13 protein-coding genes are annotated in these 20,129 nt (G+C 69.6%); 10 read left to right on the top strand and 3 right to left on the bottom strand.

The window, feature by feature from the left end; all coding sequences use genetic code 11:
- Position 1: 1 nt before the first annotated feature.
- The 5 genes from TSO352_RS03020 to TSO352_RS03000 all read left to right on the top strand — a co-directional run bounded on the left by TSO352_RS03020 (position 2) and on the right by TSO352_RS03000 (position 7,232).
- Positions 2 to 850 (top strand): metallophosphoesterase family protein, encoded by an 849-nt coding sequence (locus TSO352_RS03020; protein WP_109105893.1) that lies wholly within the window; start codon positions 2 to 4, stop codon positions 848 to 850.
- 141 nt (positions 851 to 991) lie between these two features.
- Positions 992 to 2,569, top strand: a complete 1,578-nt coding sequence (locus tag TSO352_RS03015) for a 5'-nucleotidase C-terminal domain-containing protein (protein WP_109105892.1) — start codon at positions 992 to 994, stop codon at positions 2,567 to 2,569.
- Positions 2,570 to 2,577: 8 nt separating this feature from the next.
- Complete coding sequence (locus TSO352_RS03010) at positions 2,578 to 5,067, top strand: ATP-binding protein (RefSeq protein ID WP_247871868.1); 2,490 nt, start codon at positions 2,578 to 2,580, stop codon at positions 5,065 to 5,067.
- Positions 5,068 to 5,245: 178 nt separating this feature from the next.
- On the top strand, positions 5,246 to 6,850 hold the full coding sequence (locus TSO352_RS03005; protein WP_109105890.1) for a tyrosinase family protein: 1,605 nt from the start codon (positions 5,246 to 5,248) through the stop codon (positions 6,848 to 6,850).
- 70 nt (positions 6,851 to 6,920) lie between these two features.
- Positions 6,921 to 7,232 carry a hypothetical protein gene (locus TSO352_RS03000; RefSeq protein WP_199231465.1) on the top strand — a complete coding sequence of 104 codons (312 nt, stop codon included), beginning with the start codon at positions 6,921 to 6,923 and terminating at the stop codon, positions 7,230 to 7,232.
- On the opposite strand, the gene TSO352_RS02995 is transcribed toward TSO352_RS03000, so the two are convergent.
- Entirely contained in the window at positions 7,229 to 7,567 is a 339-nt protein-coding gene (locus TSO352_RS02995) for a DUF1491 family protein (protein ID WP_109105889.1), read from the bottom strand. The genes TSO352_RS03000 and TSO352_RS02995 overlap by 4 nt on opposite strands.
- Before the next feature lie 105 nt (positions 7,568 to 7,672).
- Here TSO352_RS02995 and TSO352_RS02990 point away from each other — a divergent pair, with 105 nt between their 5' ends.
- From TSO352_RS02990 to TSO352_RS02975, 4 genes are all read left to right on the top strand, one after another.
- Entirely contained in the window at positions 7,673 to 9,139 is a 1,467-nt protein-coding gene (locus TSO352_RS02990; protein WP_109105888.1) for a tetratricopeptide repeat protein, read from the top strand.
- Between the two features lie 230 nt (positions 9,140 to 9,369).
- Positions 9,370 to 12,009 carry a flagellar hook-basal body complex protein gene (locus TSO352_RS02985; protein ID WP_109105887.1) on the top strand — a complete coding sequence of 880 codons (2,640 nt, stop codon included), beginning with the start codon at positions 9,370 to 9,372 and terminating at the stop codon, positions 12,007 to 12,009.
- 85 nt (positions 12,010 to 12,094) lie between these two features.
- Positions 12,095 to 13,507: a flagellar hook-associated protein FlgK gene (gene flgK / locus TSO352_RS02980; protein ID WP_109105886.1), complete on the top strand. Its 1,413-nt coding sequence runs from the start codon at positions 12,095 to 12,097 to the stop codon at positions 13,505 to 13,507.
- Positions 13,504 to 15,552 (top strand): flagellin, encoded by a 2,049-nt coding sequence (locus TSO352_RS02975; protein ID WP_109105885.1) that lies wholly within the window; start codon positions 13,504 to 13,506, stop codon positions 15,550 to 15,552. Before flgK ends, TSO352_RS02975 begins: the two co-directional genes overlap by 4 nt.
- Before the next feature lie 67 nt (positions 15,553 to 15,619).
- On the opposite strand, the gene dctP is transcribed toward TSO352_RS02975, so the two are convergent.
- Positions 15,620 to 16,720, bottom strand: coding sequence for a TRAP transporter substrate-binding protein (gene dctP / locus TSO352_RS02970; RefSeq protein WP_109105884.1), 1,101 nt, complete (start codon positions 16,718 to 16,720; stop codon positions 15,620 to 15,622).
- A 185-nt stretch (positions 16,721 to 16,905) separates the two neighbouring features.
- Positions 16,906 to 18,582 (bottom strand): alpha-amylase family glycosyl hydrolase, encoded by a 1,677-nt coding sequence (locus tag TSO352_RS02965; RefSeq protein WP_247871867.1) that lies wholly within the window; start codon positions 18,580 to 18,582, stop codon positions 16,906 to 16,908.
- 251 nt (positions 18,583 to 18,833) lie between these two features.
- Here TSO352_RS02965 and TSO352_RS33395 point away from each other — a divergent pair.
- Positions 18,834 to 20,129 (top strand): serine/threonine protein kinase (locus TSO352_RS33395; RefSeq protein WP_247871951.1); only part of this gene is annotated, 1,296 nt, incomplete at its 3' end.

The raw sequence follows: 20,129 nt of genomic DNA, 5'->3' as shown, positions 1-20,129 counted from the left end.
CGTGAGGATCGCCCTGATCTCCGACATCCACGCCAGCCGGGAGGCGCTGCGGGCGACGCTCGACGCCATCGCGGCGCTCGGGGCCGACCGCGTCGTCTGCCTGGGCGACATCGTCGGCTACAACACCGACGCCGCCGCCTGCGTCGCGTTGCTGCGCGAGGCCGACGCCGTCTGCATTGCCGGCAATCACGACCGCGCCGTCATCGGCGCCATCGGGACGGAGGGGTTCAGCGGCCCCGCCGCGCGCGCCGTGGCCTGGACCCGCCACCGGCTGGACGAGGACACCCGCGCCTTCCTGTCCGGCCTGCCACTGAAGACGGTGGTGGACGGTGCGCTGGTGGCGGTGCATGGCGCGCTGCACCCGGAGGACGGCTGCGAGCTGGTCCGGCTGGACGACGACGCCAAGCGGGCGCTCAGCCTGCGGGCGCTGGCAGCCCACCCGTCCGGCGCGCGGATCTGCGCCTTCGGCCACACCCACCGGGCCGGGCTGTGGGAGTGGCGCGACGGCACCGTCCGCCCGGTTCCGCTGGAGGATGGCCCTGGCAAGCCGGGCGCGACCCTGCGGCCGGACGCGCATTACCTGCTGAACCCCGGCACGGTGGGGGAACCGCGCGGTGCCGACAGCCGGGCGAGCTTCGCCTGTTTCGACACCGAGAGCCGGCGGGTGACCGTCCACCGCGTCGCCTACGCCCGGCGGACGACGCTGGCCAAGACCCGCCGGGCGGGGCTGGCGCCGCGTTTTGCCGCAGTGCCGGCGCCGTTGCGCCTGCGGTTGATCGGAATCCTGAGGGCTCTCCACCTGTACGAACCGTTGAAGCGCGCTCTCCCGCGTCGCGTTACGTTCATATGACAATCCCGTAACGCGGCTTTGCTTCAACAGTGGCACCAAAATGAGCATAATCCCGGCACGGGGCAAAGGTGACGCCGGGGCATGAACAACATTCGGATTGGTAACGGCGACACTGTCAGGCCTTTTGGCCGCCGTGACTCCATGTCACGGCACGCGTTCGTCCCGCTTCTGCTTGGCGTCGCCCTGGGCGTCGCCGCCACCGCCATCCCCTTGCGCGCCGTCGCGCAGGAGAATGCGCCGGCTTCGGCGGTTGCGGCGACCGGGCCGGTGCACCTGACGATCCTCTACGCCCAGGGCACCACCGACCTGGGCGAGAGCGCCGGACCCGATGGACGGATGCGCGGCGGCATGGCCCGGCTGGCCGGCGTGATCCGGCAGGAGCGGGCGGCGCACGAGCATGTGCTGGTGCTGCACGGCGGCCAGACGCTGGCCCCCTCGGTGCTGGCCTTCTACGACCAGGGCGCGCACATCATCGACCTGCTGAACGGCCTGTCGGTCGACGCGATGGCCGCGCTGAACCGCGAGTTCCACCACGGCGACGATCGGCTGAGCGCCCGCGCCTTCGAGGCTGGCTTCCCCATCGTCACCACCAACGCGGTCGATCGCGCCACCGGACGCACCCCCGACGGGCTGGAGGATTCGGTGGTGCTGCGGGCCGGGCCGCTGCGCATCGGCGTGCTGGCCGCCACCCCGGTCCTGACGCGCGAGACCACACGCGCCCAGCGCACGGAGTTCCACGACCCGGTGACGGCGCTGTCCGCCAAGGCCAAGGCCTTGCGCGCCGACGGCGTCGATCTGGTGGTGGCGATGACCGGCTATGCCGGCGACACCCACCGGGCCGTCCTCGCCGCCAAGCCGGCCGACATCGTGCTGTACCAGGACCGCAACCGCCCCTTCGCCATCGAGTATGACGGCCGTTTCCTGTCCGGCACCGTCGGCCCGCAGGCCGCCGGGGTGCTGGCGCTCGACCTGACGGCGGAGCGGACGGTGGGCGCCGACGGCAAGCCGCGCCTCACCTGGACGCCGGCGGCCCGCGTGATCGACACCGCGACGGTCGCCCCGGACGCCGCCGTCGACATCCAGGCCAGGGCCTACGCGGCGCGGCTCGACACGATGCTGAGCATGGAGGTCGGCCGCGTCGCCGACGCGCTCGACACCCGCAAGGAATCGCTGCGCACCGGCGAGAACGCCTTCGCCAACGCCGTGGTCGACACCCTGCGCGCGGCGCTGGACGCCGATGTCGGGTTGTTCAACGGCGGCGGCATCCGCGGCGACCGGCAATACCCGGCCGGCACGCTGCTGACCCGGCGCGACATCTACACCGAACTGCCCTACCACGACGTCGGCGTCGTGCTGGACGTCACCGGGCAGCAGCTGTGGGACGCGGTGGAGAGCGGCGTCTCGGCGGTGGAGCAGTTGCAGGGGCGTTTCCCGCACCTGTCCAACGCCCGCGCCGAAATCGACCTGACCCGCCCGCCCGGCCAGCGGCTGCGCAGCCTGACCGTCGGAGCCGGCCCGGTCGGCCGCGCCACCCATTACCGGCTGGCGACCAGCAGCTTCCTGGCCGGCGGCGGCGACGGCTACGGCGTGCTGGCCGGCGTCCCCCGGCTGGTGGAGGACCGCGACACCGACTTCATCTCGACCCAACTGATCGGGCAGATCGCCCGCAACGGCGAATTCGCGCCCCGGCTGGACGGCCGGATGACGGTGATACGGTGATGGATGGCATGGCTTCCCTGATCGCCCCGATCGCCGCCGCCGCCTCCGATGCGCTCGCCGGGTTCGGCACCGCCCCGGTGCCGACGCCGCCGCCCAACCGGCGCCGGCGCTTCGGCATCGCCGTGCGGATCACCATCGGGCTGTCGGTGATGGCGCTGCTGGTGGTGCTGATCGGTGGGCTGTCGATGTCGTCCTTCCGCCTGTTCCGGGCGGAGGTGACGGCCCTGTCGACCAACACCCTGCCGGAGGTCATCACCAGCGCGGATCTGCACGGATCCCTGCAGAAGCTGGTGGCGCAGTTGCCGCAGCTCGCCGCCGCGACCTCGACGCCGCAGCGCCGCTCGATCTACGACGGGCTGGTGACGGAGCTGGACTCGATGCAGCTCCTGGTCGCGCGCATGCGCGGCCTGTTCAAGGAGGGCGGGGTCGCCGACGCGGAGCGCGACGGCAATGTCCGGCTGCTGGAACAGACCCGCTCCACCCTGCTGATCCTCGCCGCGACCGTCGCCGATCTCAACGCCGAGGTCACCCGCCAGATCGAGTATGGCGACCGCCAGACCGAAGCGGCGCGCGGCCTGGGCCGGCTGGCGCTGTCGATGGACAGCACGCCCGACGCCACCGGCGCCTGGGCGGTCCGCGTCGGCGCGCTGATGGCCCGGGTGGCCGGCGCCATGCAGCTCGACCATCTCAGCCGGCTGAAGGGCGAAGCGCGCGCCGCGGAGCGCACGCTGACCGATCTGGCGCGCATCGCCACCAACACGCCCGACCCGACCGGCCCGCTGATGGCAACCATGCAGGAGGAGCTGTCCTCGCTGCTGGTCGCGCCGGGCGGCCTGTTCGACAGCGCCGTCGAGCGGCTGCAGGCGCGCAACCGCGCCCAGGCGTTGACCGCGCAGTCCCGCGTGCTGGTGGAGACGGTCGAACGGTCGACCCGCGCGCTGTATGATTCGATCCGCGACCAGTCGGCCGAACGGACCGACGCGCTGGCCGACCTGATCGCCGAGCGCACGCGCGCGGTGATGATGCTGGCCGGGGCCTCGGTCATCCTGGCGGTCTGCGTCTATTTCATCTTCCGCCGCTTCCTGTCGTCGCGGCTGGTCGCGCTGAACCGGGCCGTGCTGGCCCGCTCGTCGGGCGGCGCCTCGACCGCTCCGGCCGGCCCGGCGACGGCCCCGGCTGATGCGACCGCGGGCATCCCGGTCGACGGCGACGACGAGATCACCGACATCGGCGCCTCGATCCGCTATTTCATCGACGAGATCGACCGGCGGCAGCGGGCGCTCGCCGACAACGAACGGCGGTTCCGCAATCTGGTCGAGGGCTCGATCCAGGGCATCATCATCCACCGCGAGTTCCACGCGGTCTACGCCAACGACGCCTTCGCCACCATGCTGGGCCTGAGCATCGCCGACGTGATGGCCCTGCCCTCGCTGCTGGCGCTGGTGCCGGTGGAGGAGCGGCAGCCGCTGATCGACAATTACGACCAGCTTCTGGCCGGCGGGCTGCCGACCCAGCGGCGGCGCATCCGGGCGCGGCGGCCCGACGGCGCCGGACTGTGGGTGGAGTTGAGCGGGCGGCGGGTCGACTGGATGGACGGGCCGGCGATCCAGGCGGTGGTGGTCGACGTCACCCGCGAAGTCGAGGCGGAGAACGCGCTGCGCCAGTCGCGCGACGCCGCGGAGCGCGCGCTGTGCGCCTTGAAGGCGACCCAGACCAGCCTGATCCAGGCCGAAAAGATGGCCTCGCTGGGCCAACTGGTCGCCGGGGTGGCGCACGAGGTGAACACGCCGATCGGCATCACCATCACCGGCGCCTCGCAACTCCAGACCCTGATCGCCGAGCTGTCGGACCGCCACGCCACGGCCGCGCTGAAGAAGTCGGATTTCCAGCGCTTCCTCAGCGACGGGATGGAGATGGCCAACCTTATCCTGTCCAACAGCACCCGCGCCGCCAATCTGGTGCAGAGCTTCAAGATGGTCGCCGTCGACCAGTCGAGTGACGAGCGCCGCGCCTTTCTGCTGCGCGACTACATCGAGGAGTTGCTGCGCAGCCTGCACCCCACCTACAAGTCGCGCGCCGCCCTGACCATCGCCGTCGACTGCCCGGCCGACCTGGAACTGGACGGCTATCCGGGCGCCCTGTCGCAGATCCTGACCAACCTGATCATGAACGCCCTGATCCATGCGCTGGACCCGGAGATGCCGGGGCGGATCACCATCGCCGCCCGGCTGGCCCCGGATGACGGGGCCGGTCCCGGCGCCGGGCTGGTCGAGCTGTCGGTCGCCGACGACGGCAACGGCATCGCCGCCGAGGTGCTGCCCAAGATCTTCGATCCCTTCTTCACCACCCGCCGCGGCAGCGGCGGCAGCGGGCTGGGGCTGCACATCGTCTACAACCTGGTGACCGGCCGGCTGCACGGCACCATCGCGGTAGACAGCACCCCGGCCAAGGGCACGCGCTTTACCCTCCGATTCCCCCGAGTCATCACGGCGGCCTGACGCCGCCGTCGGCTTGGCGCATGCCATGGCGTTCGGTTGCGGCGAGCCGGGCATCCCGTTGCATGTCCGCGATGGCTCCGCCGATAACCGAGGCGCGGCGGCTCCGAAATCGCGTGCGCCCGCTCGTATATCGAACAACACTCCCCATCATATTCTCGTTTTGGGGGGGTGGTCTTATATGTCGTTCAACCGACGCGAATTCATGGTGTCGACCGCCGCGGTTGCGGGTGCGTCCATGCTGCCCTTCGCTCCGGCCCAGGCGGGTTTGGTGGCCAAGGCGAAATACACGCGCTACAGCGCCACCAGCGACCAGGGCAAGGCGATGCTGAAAAGCTACGCCGTCGCCATCGAAAAGATGCTGAAGCTGCCGCCGGACCACCCGCACAACTGGTTCCGCAACGCCTTCGTCCATTTCATGGACTGTCCGCACGGCAACTGGTGGTTCTACGTCTGGCACCGCGGCTATGTCGGGTTCTTCGAGGAGACGGTGCGGCGCTACAGCGACAACCCGAATTTCGCCTTCCCCTATTGGGATTGGACGGAGACGCCGCGGATCCCGAACGAGATGTTCGACGGCCCGCTGACCCCGGTCGACAAGGCGTTCCTGCCCTTCACCAAGGATCTGGACACCTTCACCGCCTACGCGAAGCCGGCGATGCTGTCCTACTGGAACGCGCTGAACAAGGCGCAGCGCAAGCAGCTCGACCTTCGCGGCTACACCACCTTCGACCTGCTCTGGAACGACGTCACCGGCTACGACCCCAGCACCGGCACGATCAACAAGGGCAACCAGGCCTTCGCCGCGACGGACCGGTCGCGCTATCTCAGCCGTGACAACCCCAATCTCGACCCCAAGACGGCGAAGGCCTGCTCGCCGGCGACGGTCATGGCCGGCCTGAGCCCGAACAAGTTCTACAGCCCGGACGTCGCCGGCAGCTTCACCAGCTCCAAGACGGCGTCGCACAACGTCATGCCCGGCAACGACACCAAATTCTCGGTGCTGGAAGGCCAGCCGCACAACCTCGTGCACAACTTCATCGGCGGTGTCGGCCCCTGGGATCCGGGTCCCTACGGCAACATGACCAACTTCCTGTCGCCGGTCGATCCGGTGTTCTTCCTGCACCACGCCAACATGGACCGGCTGTGGGACGTGTGGACGCGCAAGCAGCAGCGGATGGGGCTGCCGATCCTGCCGACCGACAAGACCGAGCGGGCCGAGCTGGTGCGGGAGCCGTTCCTGTTCTTCGTCCGCGCCGACGGCACCTATGTCATCGACGGCAAGGCCGGGGACTATCTGAGCACCAACCGGTTCGAGTATGATTACGCGCCGGGCTTCGGCGCCGAGGAGACGATGCAGCTCGCCGCGGCGAAGACGACGCCGAAGACGCCGGTCAAGGGCACGGTGAAGGGCGGCGTCGGATCGGTGACGCTGACCGCGGCGCCGACCGGCCCGGTGGTGGCGACGGTCACGGTGCCGCGTCCCGCCGGGGCGACGGCGGGGCGCACCTTCGACGTGCTGGTGAACGCGCCGGCGGGCGTGACGCAGGTGGAGGCGGACAGCCCCTACTACGCCGGGACGGTCGGCTTCTTCGGGCCGGCGATGCACGGCATGGCGCACGACGCCACCTTCGCCGTGCCGCTGCCGCAGCAACTCCACGCCACGGCGGCGCTGAACGCGACGAGCAAGCAGGCCCCCGCAACGCTGGAGATCCGCCTTGCGCCCACCTATGACAAGTCCGCCCCCGCGCCGGCCGTCAAGGGGGTCACGGTCCAAAGCCTGTAAGGCCGCCGTCCGGTTCGTTCTGTTCGCGGTGCTGGTGCTTCTGGCCCGGCCCGCGGGTGCGGCGGACGGCATGGTGACGCTCGCCCTGCCGCACGCGTTGCGGCCGGGCGAGACGGCCTTCGTCGCGGTGACGGTCGGCCCGATCACCCGTGGCCAGGAGGTGGAGGTGACGACCGCCGACGGCCTCGCCATCGGCACCATCACCCCCTTCGGCCCCCGCCGCGGCCAGGGGGCCGGGACCCACACCCTTCCGGTGCCGGCCGAAGCCTTTCACGACGGAACGCTGGCCTTGCGCCTGCGGATCAACCGGTTCGACGGCCCGCCGCGCCCACCGACCGCAGCGGAGGTCAGCGCCGTGACGCTGTCGGTGACCGGTCCTTAACGCACCGGCCCCTCGAACCAGTGGCGGCCCTGGCGGTCCTCGACTTCGATCACCCAGACGTCGGGATCGTAGCGGGTCTGGCGGGCGATGTAGGCGTCGGCGTCCGCCTCCGGCACCGGGTCGGCGCCAGTGCCCCGCGCCCAGAACAGCCGGTCGCCGTCGGGCTCGCGGGTCTGCACCAGGACGGTGAAGCTGCGGTCGAGCCGGTTCAGCTTCAGGATGACCGTGCCCCGGCTGGGATCGCCCTTGCGGACCACGGTCATCGCCACGCCCTGGGCGTCGGCGGCGCGGATGTGGGCCGAGACCCAGAGATGCGTCGGAAGCCGGTCGTCCATGCCCTGCCCTGTTCTGTGCAGCGTCTCGCCGCGTTCACGCCCGCGAGGCCGCAGCGTTGCATCGGGCCTCGCCCCGACCGGACGAACCGGTGTAGAGAAGAGGCCATGGTCACACTCCTGGACGCTCTCGACGCCGCCGTCAACCACCACATGGCCGGCCGCGCCGCCGAAGCCGCCGATGCCTACCGCCGCATCCTGGCGGATGAGCCGGCGCAGCCCGACGCCCTGCACCTGCTGGGGGTGGCGAAGGCCCAGGGCGGCGACGCGGCGGCGGCCATCCCGCTGATCACCCGTGCGGTCCGCGTCCGTCCCACGGCGGCGGCGCCCTGGGGCCACCTGGGGGCCGCGCTGCGCATCGCCGAGCGGCTGGAGCCGGCCGAACCGGTGCTGCGGCGCGCCCTGGCGCTCAACCCCGCCGACGCCGACGCGCTGGAGGCGCTGGGCGCCACGCTGCATGGGCTCGCGCGGTACCCGGTGGCGCGGGCGTGGCTGGAGCGGACGGCACGGCTGCGCCCGGGCCACGCCGAAACGCTGATCAATCTCGGCACCGTCCTGCGCGACCTGCGCCGCTTCGCCGAGGCCGAGGCCTGCTTCGACGCGGTGCTGGCCCGCCATCCGGCGCATGACGGCGCCCATCTCGCCCGCGCGGTCGGACGGCTGGTGCGCGGCGACCTGCGCGCCGGCTGGGAGGGGTTCGAGCACCGCTGGCACCGTTTCGCCACGCCGCCCTGGGCCGGTCAGCCGCTGGACGGCGCCACCATCCTGCTGCACATGGACCAGGGCTATGGCGACGCCATGCAGTTCGTCCGCTACGCCCCGCTGGTGGCGCAGGCGGCGGCGCGGAGCGGCGGCCGGGTGATCATCGAGACCCACCGCCTGCTGTTCCGCCTGTTCGGCGCCTTGGCCAGCCCCACGGTCCAGGTGCTGGTGCGCGGACCGGACGCGCCGCCGCACGATCTGCACTGCCCACTGATGAGCCTGCCGCGCGCCTTCGGCACCGACCTCACCAGCATACCCGCCGCCATTCCCTATCTGGCGCCGGATCCGGGTGACGTCGCCCGCTGGCGCGACCGGCTGGCCGCCGGTGGCGACGACCGTCCGGGCCTGCGGGTCGGGCTGGTGTGGGCCGGCAACCCGCGCCACCGCAACGACCGCAACCGCTCGCTGCCGGTCGAGGCGCTGCGGCCGCTGCTGGCGGTGCCGGGGGTGCGCTTCATCAGCCTGCAGACCGGCGACCCCCGCGCCGACCTGCCCCGCCTGTCCGACACCGGCATCGAGGACGCGGTGGAGCGGGTGCGCGACTTCGCCGACACCGCCGCCATCCTCGCCAACCTCGACCTGCTGGTGACGGTCGACACCGCCGTGGTCCATCTGGCCGGGGCGATGGGGGTGCCGGCCTGGCTGCTGCTGCCCTACGCGCCGGACTGGCGCTGGCTGCTCGACCGCGCCGACAGCCCCTGGTACCCGTCGCTGCGGCTGTTCCGCCAGCCGCGCCCCGGCGACTGGTCGACGACGCTCGGCACCGTCGCCGCCGTGCTGAAGGCCCAGGCCGCCCGCGCCGGACGGCGCTGAGCGGCTCCGGACGGTCGCCGGCGGGCAACCGGGGCGGGAGCTTTCTTCCCCTCCGCACCCGACCGCACTAGGCCAAACTTTCCCACCTCCCGGCAAATTCGGGCGCGGCCGTGGCCGTTGCAGGAAAAATTCTTTTATTTCAGTCTATTATCACAGGGCCGGCAGTTGGCATCCCGCTTGCTAGATGGGGCACAGAAGACGTTTGCCCTTTCTTTCGGAGACCACCGGCCATGAGCATCTTCGGTGCGATGACAACCGCCGTTCTCGGCCTGAATGCCCAGTCGAAAGCGCTTGGCCACATCTCGGACAACATCGCGAACAGTTCGACGATCGGCTACAAGCGCGTCGATTCCGCGTTCGAAACGATGGTCCTGCAATCCAGCCAGCGGCTGCACGAGCCGGGCGGGGTCACCGCGCAACCCGTCTTCATGAACAATATCCAGGGCAGCCTGACCCAGGTCCAGAGCCCGACGAACATTGCCATTCAGGGCCAGGGCTTCTTCAGCGTGTCGAAGATCGCCACGCAGGGCAGCAGCTCGCTGGTGCAGACGCAGACCGGCACGGTCAACTCGTCGGCCGCCTACTACACCCGGGCGGGCGACTTCGAGCTGGACAAGAGCCGCTATCTGGTCAACAGCGCCGGCTATGCCCTGAACGGCTGGGTCACCGATCCGGTGACCGGCGTGCTGCAGAAAGACCAGGTCCAGCCGATCCAGGTGAGTTCCCTGATCGACAAGCCGACGCCGACCAAGGAGATCGACCTGTCGGCCAACCTGCCGGCGACGCCGACGCCCGGCCAGAAGATCCCCGACAGCAGCATCCAGATCTTCGATGCGCAGGGCAACGCGCACGCGATCAACTTCCAGTGGCGCCAGCAGGCCGGCAGCGATTGGCGGCTGACGCCGGTCGCGCCGGGGTCCAACACCAAGCCGGTTGACGGCACCTTCAACGGCTATCCGGCGACGGTCACCTTCGGGCAGAACATTCCCGGCCAGACCGCGGTCGCCCAGGTCAACGTCGTCACCATCGCCGGCAACAACACCAACGGCCAGGACAACCTGCGCATCGGCGACGTCTACACGGTCAAGGTCGACGGCACGTCCTACAGCCTGAAGATCACGGCTGCCAACATCGGGTCGATCCGCACCTATTCGGGGCTGGCCGGCGCGCTGGCCAACCAGATCAACTCGGCCTCGCCGGCCGCAACGGTGATGGCGACCTCGTCGGGCCAGGAAATCCGGGTGACCGCGCGGAATGCCGGCACGGCGTTCAAGCTGAACACCGAGGTGACGTCCGGCACCATCACCAGCAACACGGTGGTGGCGCAGCCGTCCACCGCCGCCACGGCGACCTCGGGCGAGATCGACAAGTACCAGTTCCCGCAGTCGCAGGTCGAAATCGGTGACAGCTTCGCCGTCACCGTCAACGGCACGGTCGTCACCTACACGGTGACGGCGGCGACCTACCAGAGCTACCCGACGACCGGCGACGTCGTCGCCCAGCTGGCCGGAAAGATCAACCAGGCGCTGGGCGCGACGGTCACGGCGTCGTCGGCGGGCAACATCCTGTCGATCCAGGCGAACGCCGTCAACACGAGCATCACCTCGTCGATCACCCCGACCAATTCGGCCCCGGCCGTGAACACGATGAGCTCGCTGCCCTCGATCTCCAACGTGTCGGGCGTCCGCCAGACGCGGACGGTCACCCTGACCGGAACGCCCGGCGACATCGGCACCCAGTACACGCTGAGCATCAACGGCACGTCGGTGACCTACAGCACCACCGGCGACGAGATGACGATGGAGGACATCACCGCGGCGCTGACGAACAAGATCAACGCCAACACGTCGCTGCCCGTCACCGCGACGGCGCAAGGCGGCGTGATCACCGTCACCGCCAAGACGGCGGCCACCCCGACCAACACCAACACGATGACCGCCACGGCGGCGGGTGCCATCACGCTCACCGGCAGCACGGTCGACGTCGGCGACACCTACAGCGTCAACGACGGTGCCGGCAACACCTACACCCTGACGCTCGACAACGCCAACTACAACACCTACAACACGCCCGCCAAGGTGCTGGGCTACTTCGCCACCCGGATCAACGCCGCGGGCGGCACCGCCAGCGTGGCCGGCAACGTCCTGACCACCGGCATTCCCGGCGCGACCGGAACCGTATCCGACGCCGCTGCCCAACAGTTCACGCTGGAGCAGAGCGCGGTCGCCGGCCAGACGCCGGCCCACATCGGGCTGACCTTCGGCAAGACGCCGGAAACCGTCGGCACGCTGACCAACATCTCCACCGCGCTGGTCGGCTCCGGTACCGCGGTCAGCGCCGCGACCCAGTCCGCCGGAGCCGACGCCAACATCACCTTCACCGTCGACTACGGCTTCGGCCCGCAGCAGATCACGCTGAACCTCGGCAAGTACCAGAAGCCGGGCGGCCTGACCCAATATGCCGGCGAGGAGATAAACGTCACCCAGCTGGTGCAGTTGGGCGGCGCGCCACGCGGGCAATTCAAGGACGTCGTCTTCGGCGACAACGGCAACGTGCTGGTCAATTACGACAATGGCCGGTCCAGGGTGATCGCCAAGGTTCCGATCATCACCTTCAACAACCCCAACGCGCTGTCGCGCGAGTCCGGCGGCGTCTTCTTGGGAAGCGAGGATGCCGGCATGCCGAACTTCAACGATCCCGAGACGAACGGCGCCGGTGCGGTGGTCGCCAACAGCGTGGAAAGCTCGAACGTCGACATCGCCGACGAGTTCACCAAGATGATCGTCACCCAGCGGAGCTATTCCGCGAACGCGAAGATCGTCACCACGTCGGACGAAATGCTCCAGGAAGTCCTCGGGCTGAAGCGCTGAGCGCGGCGCCGTCTTGAGCGCCTGACGGGACGGCCGTCCCCACACCGCCGTCCCGTCGCCCCCGATCCGCGAAAGGTCTCCCGCCATGTCCTCCCTCTTCGCCGCCTTGAACAGCGCGACCGCCGGTCTGCGCACCGTCCAGGCCAGTGTGAAGCTGGTTTCGGACAATATTGCCCAGGCCAACGACCCCAACCGCACCCGCCACACCGCCCAGCAGTCGGTGGACGCCAGCGGCCAGGTCATCAGCACGACCTACCGGCGGGAGATCGACAGCGCGTTGCTGGCCCAGGTCCAGGACCTGAACTCGCGCGACGGCGGCTCGCAGGTCACGGCGACCTACATGCAGCAGTTGGGCGACCTGATGCGCACGTCCAACGGCAACCCGCAGATCAACGACTACGCCGACAAGTTCCAGGCGGCGATGAAGACGCTCGCCACCTCGCCGGAGAACGAGACCGCCCAGTACCAGCTGGTCCAGGCCGCCGACAATTTCTCGCGCGAGATCCGCCGTGTCTCCGAAGGCGTGGAGCAGATGGACCGCGACATGAAGTCGGACATGAACACGTCCCTCTCCAAGGTCAACGGCCTGCTGAAGGACATCGGCCAGATCAACAACGACATGGTGTCGCTGAAGGCCCAGGGGTCGTCCGCGAACGCGGTCGCCGACAAGCGCGACGGGCTGATCCGCGAACTCAGCAGCTACATGGGCATCCGCACCGTGCAGCGTCCGGACGGACGCGTGGCGATCTTCACCCCGTCGGGCCTAGCCCTGCTCGACGCCCAGCCGGCAAAACTTTCCTATGACGGCGGCAACATCAACCTAGAGGTCGGCAATCAAGTCACCTCGATCAACAACCACATGACCACCGGCAAGCTCGGCGCGCTGTTGGAGATGCGCAAGGACGGCTCGACCGCCGAGCCGCCGACCGCCGTCAGCGGCAACCCGACCTCGGAGATCATCCGCAAGCTGCGCTCGCAGCTCGATGAGTTCGCCAACGCCTTCACCGGCGGCACCAAGCCGGGCGAGCCGACCAGCTTCGCCGATGCCTACAGCGAGGCAAGCCCGGTCGCGGACGGTGAACTGGGCAGCCAGTTCTTCACCGGCACCGACCGCTTCAGCATCGCCGTGAACTCCAAGCTGTTGGACAACAGCGCGAAAGTGAAGCAGACCGCCATCGACGGCATGGTCACGGCACTCAACAGCGCCGGCCGCAGCTTCACCGCCGACGGCCTGAGCATGACCGACACCACCTACAGCGCGATGGGCAGCGCCATCACCGGGACCTGGATGTCGGCGGCCCAGACGGCCAACACCAAGCGCGACGCCAACAAGGAGTCGATGCAGCTCCTGACCGAGCGCTACCAGTCGCAGACCGGCGTCAACATCGACGAGGAAATCGCCCAGCTCCAACAGCTCCAGACCTCCTACCAGGCTTCGGCACGGGTCATGCAAGTGGCCAATTCAATGTTTGACGCGCTGGAGGCGGTGGTCCGATGAGCTCGATAACGGGGGTCAGCAGCTACTCACAGTATCTGAGCCTGGTCCGGAATCTGTCGGGCGGCCAGAACAGCATCAACCAATTGTCGGAGCAGTTGACGACCGGCAAGAAGTCAGTCGATCTCAACGCCTACGGGCCGGATGTGCAGAAGCTCCTCGACCTGCGGGCGGAGATGGCCAAGCGCAACAACTACGTCCAGAACATCGACACCGCGGCGCCCCGCGTGGCCGCCACCGACAAGGTGCTGACCTCGCTGGAAAAGACCATATCGGAGTGGACATCCAGCAGCACCATGCCGTTCAACCCCGGTCCGGCCAGCGTCACCTCGGTGTCGAACGCCAACGCCGACGGGATGAAGACGACGATCGACGCCACCAAGTCGAAGCTGACCATCGGCGCCCGCTACACGGTCACCGCCGTTCCCTCGCAGACGGGGTCGAACGGCACCTTCGACGTGACGGTGACCGACGGGCTGGGCGGCAAGACGACCCGCGCGATCAACCTGGGCACCACCCCGCCGAACGACGGCAAGGGCTACAACTTCAACATCGCGGGCGGCCCCGGCGAGGGCGCCATGCTGAATCTCAGCTTCGACACGCTGAAGGCGTCGGCCAGCAGCACCTTCTCGGTGTCCTTCCCGCAGGCCGACCAGGTCAAGGATCGCGCCGAAGGGGCCATGCGCGACATCCAGGCGCTGCTGAACCAGCGTTTCGGCGACCGCTATCTGTTCTCCGGGTCGCGCTACGGGACCGAGCCGGTGACCGACCTGATGGCGACGAAGCAGACCAGCAAGGTCACGCTGAACGGCGCCGTGGTCAACGCCGACGATTATTTCGAGGTGACGGTCAATGGCAAGACCTTCGGGAAACAGGTGCTGTCGACCGATCCCAAGACGCTGACCTTCGTCGCCGGCGCGCTCACCAGCCAGATCAACGCCGCCTCGCCGACGCTGCCGATGACGGTGTCGACCGCCAACGGCATCATCACGCTGGTCGGCAACGACCCCGGCCAGAAATTCGATGTGTCGGCGCGCGTGACCAACGCCGCCACGGTGGAGAACAGCATCAGCACGCCGACGACCACCCAGGCGCCGACCACCAGCCAGCCGCAGATCGACCGCTTCACCCTGAACGGCAACACCGTCGACATCGGCGACACCTTCGAGTTCACGGTGGCGGTCGGCGATCCCGACGACCCGTTCAACCAGAACTACTACACCAAGTACCCGAACGAGCCGAGGGACCTGCCGCCCTACCAGGCCTACACCACGCGCTACACGGTGACCGACACCGACTTCTCCGGCGGCGTGACCACCGTCGCCCAGGTCGCCGACAAGCTGCGCCAGCAGTTCGGCAACATGAACCCGAAGCCGCCGGTCACCATCGACGCGCTGGGCAGCGGCCGCGGCATCGCGCTGACCAGCACCGCCAACGCCGACCCCAACCATCCGAACAAGACGTCGCTGTTCACCACCTCGGCGAAGGTGACGAACGGGTCGCTGGAAAACACCGTGTCGGTCGCCACCCTGCCGCCGGAGGCCGACGACCTGACCGACGTCCCCTACAAGGACCCGCCGGAGTTGCCCTTCTACGACAGCGAGTATCTGACCAAGGGCACGAATTCCGAGGCGTACCGCAAGTCGCAGGTCACCATCGACGACAACCGGAATCTCACCTACGGCGTCAGTTCCGACGACAAGGCGTTCCAGACGCTGGTGCAGGCGATGCGCATGGTCCGCACCGCGGCGTCCAACCCCGGCAAGTGGGACGAATACAGCACCAAGGCGCGCGAGCTGCTGACCCAGGCGAACGACCAGGTCCGCTCGGTCCACGCCAAAGTGGCGTCGGACGGCGCGACGCTGGAGGACACCAAGACGGCCCACACCGACACCATCGCCACCGTGACGGACCGTGTCGCCAAGATCGAAGGCATCGACCAGACCGAGGTGGCGGCGCGGCTCAGCAGTTCGATGAACACCCTGCAAGCCTCCTACACCGTGGCCGGCCAGACCAAGAAGCTGTCGCTGCTGAACTATCTGGCCTGAGAGCCGAACTGAAAGGGGGCGGCCAACGCGACCGCCCCCTTCCGTCACACCATCACATCGGGCGCCGTCACTTCGCGCGGGCGACCGACTGGACGAAGCTGTCGTACGGCAGTTCCGCCACGCGGAACCACAGCTGCACCTCGTCCAGGAAGGGCTTCCAGCTGTCGTAGACGGCCTTGAAGTCCGGGTTGGTCTTGGCGATGTCGTCGTACAGCTCGAAGGCGATCTTGTGCGCGGACTCCATCAGGTCGCGCGGATAGGGGCGCAACAGCGTGCCCTTGGACACCAGACGCTTCAGCGCCTTGGCGTTCTCGGCATCGTAACGCGCGGTCATCGCGCTGTTGGCCTCGGCGCAGGCGGCGGTCAGGATCGCCTGGTAGGATTTCGGCAGCGCCTCCCACTCCTTGGCGTTGATGTAGAGCGAGACCTGCGGCCCGCCTTCCCACCAGCCCGGATAGTAGTAGTATTTCGCGACCTGGAAGAAGCCGAGCTTCTCGTCGTCGTACGGACCGACGAACTCGACCGCATCGATCGTGCCCTTTTCCAGCGCCGGGTAGATGTCGCTGCCGGCGATCTGGGTCGGGGCGGCGCCCAGCTTGGCCATGATCTGGCCGGTGATGCCGGCGATGCGGATCTTCAGGCCGTTGAAGTCGGCCAGCGACTTGATTTCCTTGCGGTACCAGCCGCCCATCTGGGCACCGGTGTTGCCGGCCGGGAACTGGACGATGTTGTGCTTGGCGAAGAAGGCCCGCATCACCTCCTGGCCGCCGCCATACTGGTACCAGGAATTCTGCTGGCGGGCGTTGGGGCCGAACGGGATGGCGGTGTCGAAGGCGAAGGTCGGGTCCTTGCCGACGTAGTAATAGCCGCAGGTGTGGCCGCACTGGACGGTGCCGTTCTGCACCGCGTCCAGCACCTGGAGACCGGGGACGATCTCACCGGCGGCGTGCACACGGATCTGGAACTTGCCGTCGGTGGCCTCGGCGACGCGCTTGGCGATCAGCTCGGAGGTGCCGACCAGGATGTCGGTGCTCTTGGGGAAGCTGGAGGCCAGGCGCCACTGGATGGCCGGCTGGGTCTGGGCGATCGCCGGGGCCGCGATGGTCGAGGCGGCAACGGTCGATGCGGCGCCGACGCCGGCCGTGGTGAGGAACGCTCTTCTTTTCACTCCCGCTACTCCGCTGGATGGTGCGCGTCGCCGACGATCTCCCCAACCCGCAATGAATCAGGGAATTTCAGCGACTTGGCTCTCAGCGTAACAAAGCAGCGCACGAGGTGGGCCGCATCGCACAATTGCGCATGTCTGCCTTTCGGGCAGCGTCAACCAGGGCGTTCCCTGCGCGATTCGGCCCGTCAGGGATTCGGCCGCAGGCTGCCGAGGAAGACCGACAGCGGCGGCATCACCAGTGTGCGGCCGTCCGCCGTCACCTCCGGAACCGCGGCGCCCGGTGCGCGCGGCACCGCCAGCGGCAGCGGCTCCCCACGGCCGCGCAGGGCGTATTCCGCCGGCCGGTCGGCGAGGTTGAAGATGGCGAGCAGCCGCTCGTCCCCCAGCGTCCGTTCGAAGGACAGCAGGTCGCCATGCTCCTCGACCGCCGCGACGCCGCCGGTGCGCAGCACCTCGCTGCCGTGGCGCAGGGCCAGCGCCGCGCGCCACACCGACAGCGGGCTGCCAACGGTCCGCTCCTGACGGTCGACCGCCAGCGCGGCGTGCTCGGCCGGCACCGGCAGCCAGGGTTCGCCGGCGCTGAAGCCGGCGTTCGGTTCGTCGGCGCGCCAGGGCATCGGCGTGCGGCTGCCGTCGCGGCCGGGGAATTCGGGCCAGTAGGTGATGCCGAAGGGATCGCGCAGCTGGTGCTGCTCCAGCGCCGCGTTGGGCAGGCCCAGCTCCTCCCCCTGGTAGAGGCAGACGGTGCCGGGCAAGGTGGCGACCAGCACCGCCAGCAGCGCGTTGAAGGCCGCGGGGTCGGCGCCCTCCGGCAACCAGCGGCTGGCGGCGCGCTCGACGTCGTGGTTCGACAGGCTCCAGCAAATCGACTCCGGCCGCGGCGCCGCGGTCAGCGCCTGGGCAAAGCCCTTGGCGCTGAACGGTTGCTTGGCCAGCGACAGGGTGTAGGCGGCGTGCAGCCCCTGCGGCGTGCAGTAAGCGGCGATGCGCTGGCCGGCGCCGGGCTGGCTCGACAACTCGCCCAGCAGCACGCGGCCGGGGTAGCGCTCCACCGTCTCGCGCAGCCGGGCCAGGATGCTGCCGACCGCCGGGTGCATCATGTCGTAGACGTGCTGCTGCAGGGCGAAGGGCTTCAGCGGCGGCTCCGCCTCGCGCCAGACCACGGCGGGGTTGGAGCGCAGTTGCGGATCATGGGCGAAGAAGTCCACCGCGTCGATGCGGAAGCCGTCGACCCCGCGCTCCATCCAGAAGGCCGCCGTTTCGCACAGCGCGTCCATCACCGCCGGCGCGTGCAGGTTCAGCGCCGGCTGGCTGGCCAGGAAATGATGCAGGTAATACTGGCGCCGCCGCGGTTCCCAGTTCCAGGCCGCGCCGCCGAACACCGACAGCCAGTTGTTGGGCGCGGTGCCGTCCGGCTTGGGGTCGGCCCAGACATACCAGTCGGCCCGCTCGTTGTCGCGCGACCGCCGGCTTTCCCGGAACCAGGGGTGGGCGTCGGAGCTGTGACCGCAGACGAGGTCCACCAGCACCTTCAGCCCCAGCGCGTGGGCGCGCTCCACCAGCCGGTCGAAGACGGCGAGGTTGCCCATGCGCGGGTCGACCGCCCGGTGGTCGGCGACGTCATAGCCGAAATCCTTCCAGGGCGACGGGTAGAAGGGGCTGATCCACACCCCGTCCACCCCCAGCGACGCGACATGGTCCAACCCCTCGAGCACGCCGTCGAGGTCGCCCCAGCCGTCGCCGCCGCGGTCGCGGAAGCTCAACGGATAGATCTGGTAGATGGTCGCGCCGTTCAGCCAGGACGCGTTCGGCCCGGCGTGGGAGTCGGTGGGGGACGGCATCCGGAAGAAGGATTGGGTCAAGGCGGCATGCTCCGCGCCGGGGGTTGGCGGAGTCGAGCTTCCGCCGACAGGGCTAACGAAAGGTTACTGCCCGTTCGTCGTCACAGGCTGTGCCCCACCCCACTGGCCGGCCGAAAGGACATGCCCCGACGGGCATGATCGTGCTGGGTGGTGCCGAATCGCCGGCCGGGGGGGCTTGGCCGCCCCGCCGGTCAGCGGCTATACCAGCGCCTCGCCTTTCGAACGCAGCAAGGATGGGGACCGGCCGGGTGATGGCGGAACGGGAGCGGCGGCTCGGCCGATATCGGTTGCTCGACCTGGTGGAGCGCGACGGCGACGCCCTGCTCCACCGGGCGGTCGATCCGGCGAACGGCCGCGCGGTGGCCCTGTGGACTGTCCCGTTGGCCCGCTTCCATGGCAGCCCCGAGGGCAGCGACACCCTGGAACGGTTCCGGCGCGAGGCGGCCGCCGCCGCGCACCTGTCCCATCCGGCGATTCCCGCCGTCCTGGCGTCGGGCGAGCACGCCGGCACCGCGTTCGTCGCCACCGAATCCGTGGAGGGACCGTCCCTCGCCGCCCGGCTGGAGGGGCGGCCGCCGCCCAGCCTGGAGGAGAGCGTGGCGACGCTCGACCGCGTGCTCGACGCGCTGACCGCCGCCCACCGCGCCGGGCTGGTCCATGGCGCGCTGTCGGCGGCGGTCATCCACCGGTCCGGGGGAGAGGCCGTGGTCACCGGGTTCGGACGGACCGCGCTGACGGCGCCGCAGGCCACCCGGCTGGACGACGTGTCGGCCGGCGGCCGACTGGCGGAGCGGCTGCTGACCGGACAGGCCGACCGCCCGGCGGTGGCGGCGCTGCTGGAGCGGCTGCGCGACGGTGGTGGCACGGCCTTCCCCGACGCCGACGCCCTGCGCCGCGCCATCGTCGCGCTCGAAGCGCGGACGCCTCCATCGAACGTCCGGACGACATCGGGTCGTACGCCGCGCTGGCCGCTGTGGCTCGGCGGGATCGCAGTGGCGGCGGTCGTTGCGGTCGTGGCCGTTCTCCCGCGGCCCCCGCTCGTTCCCGGTCGGGCCGCGCCCGTTCCACCGCCGCCACCGGTTCTGGAGGCGGCCGCCGCCACACCGCCGGAGGTCGAGCCGCTTCTGCCGCCACCCCCTCGACCATCCCATCGGCCGCCCGTCGCCGTGGTGGCCGAGGCGCTGCGGTCGCTGCCCTGCGCGCTGGTGACGGTGGAGGACAGCAACGGCCGCCTGCTGGTCACCGGCACCGTGGCGGGGGTGCGGTCGGGCGAAGCGGTGCGGAACGCCGTCGAGGCCAACCCCGCGGGCTGGACCTACGGCCTCGACCTTGCCATCGCCGACGCGGGGTTCTGCGCCCCGCTGAGCATCGTCGCGCCGGCGCTCGACGCCAACCGTGGCGTTGCGGCGCCGCTGGCCCTGACCGTCGAGTCGACGGGGGAGGACGGCTTGGCGTTGGACGCCGGCGACGCCCTGGTGCTGGAGGTCGCGGCGCCGTCGGACCACGCGGTCGAGTTGCGGGTCGATTACTTCACCGTCGACGGCACC

The organism is Azospirillum sp. TSO35-2, from assembly GCF_003116095.1.
Lineage (GTDB): Bacteria > Pseudomonadota > Alphaproteobacteria > Azospirillales > Azospirillaceae > Azospirillum.
Note: the sequence above shows the minus strand (reverse complement) of the source record. Positions and strands in the feature narration are given on the sequence as shown.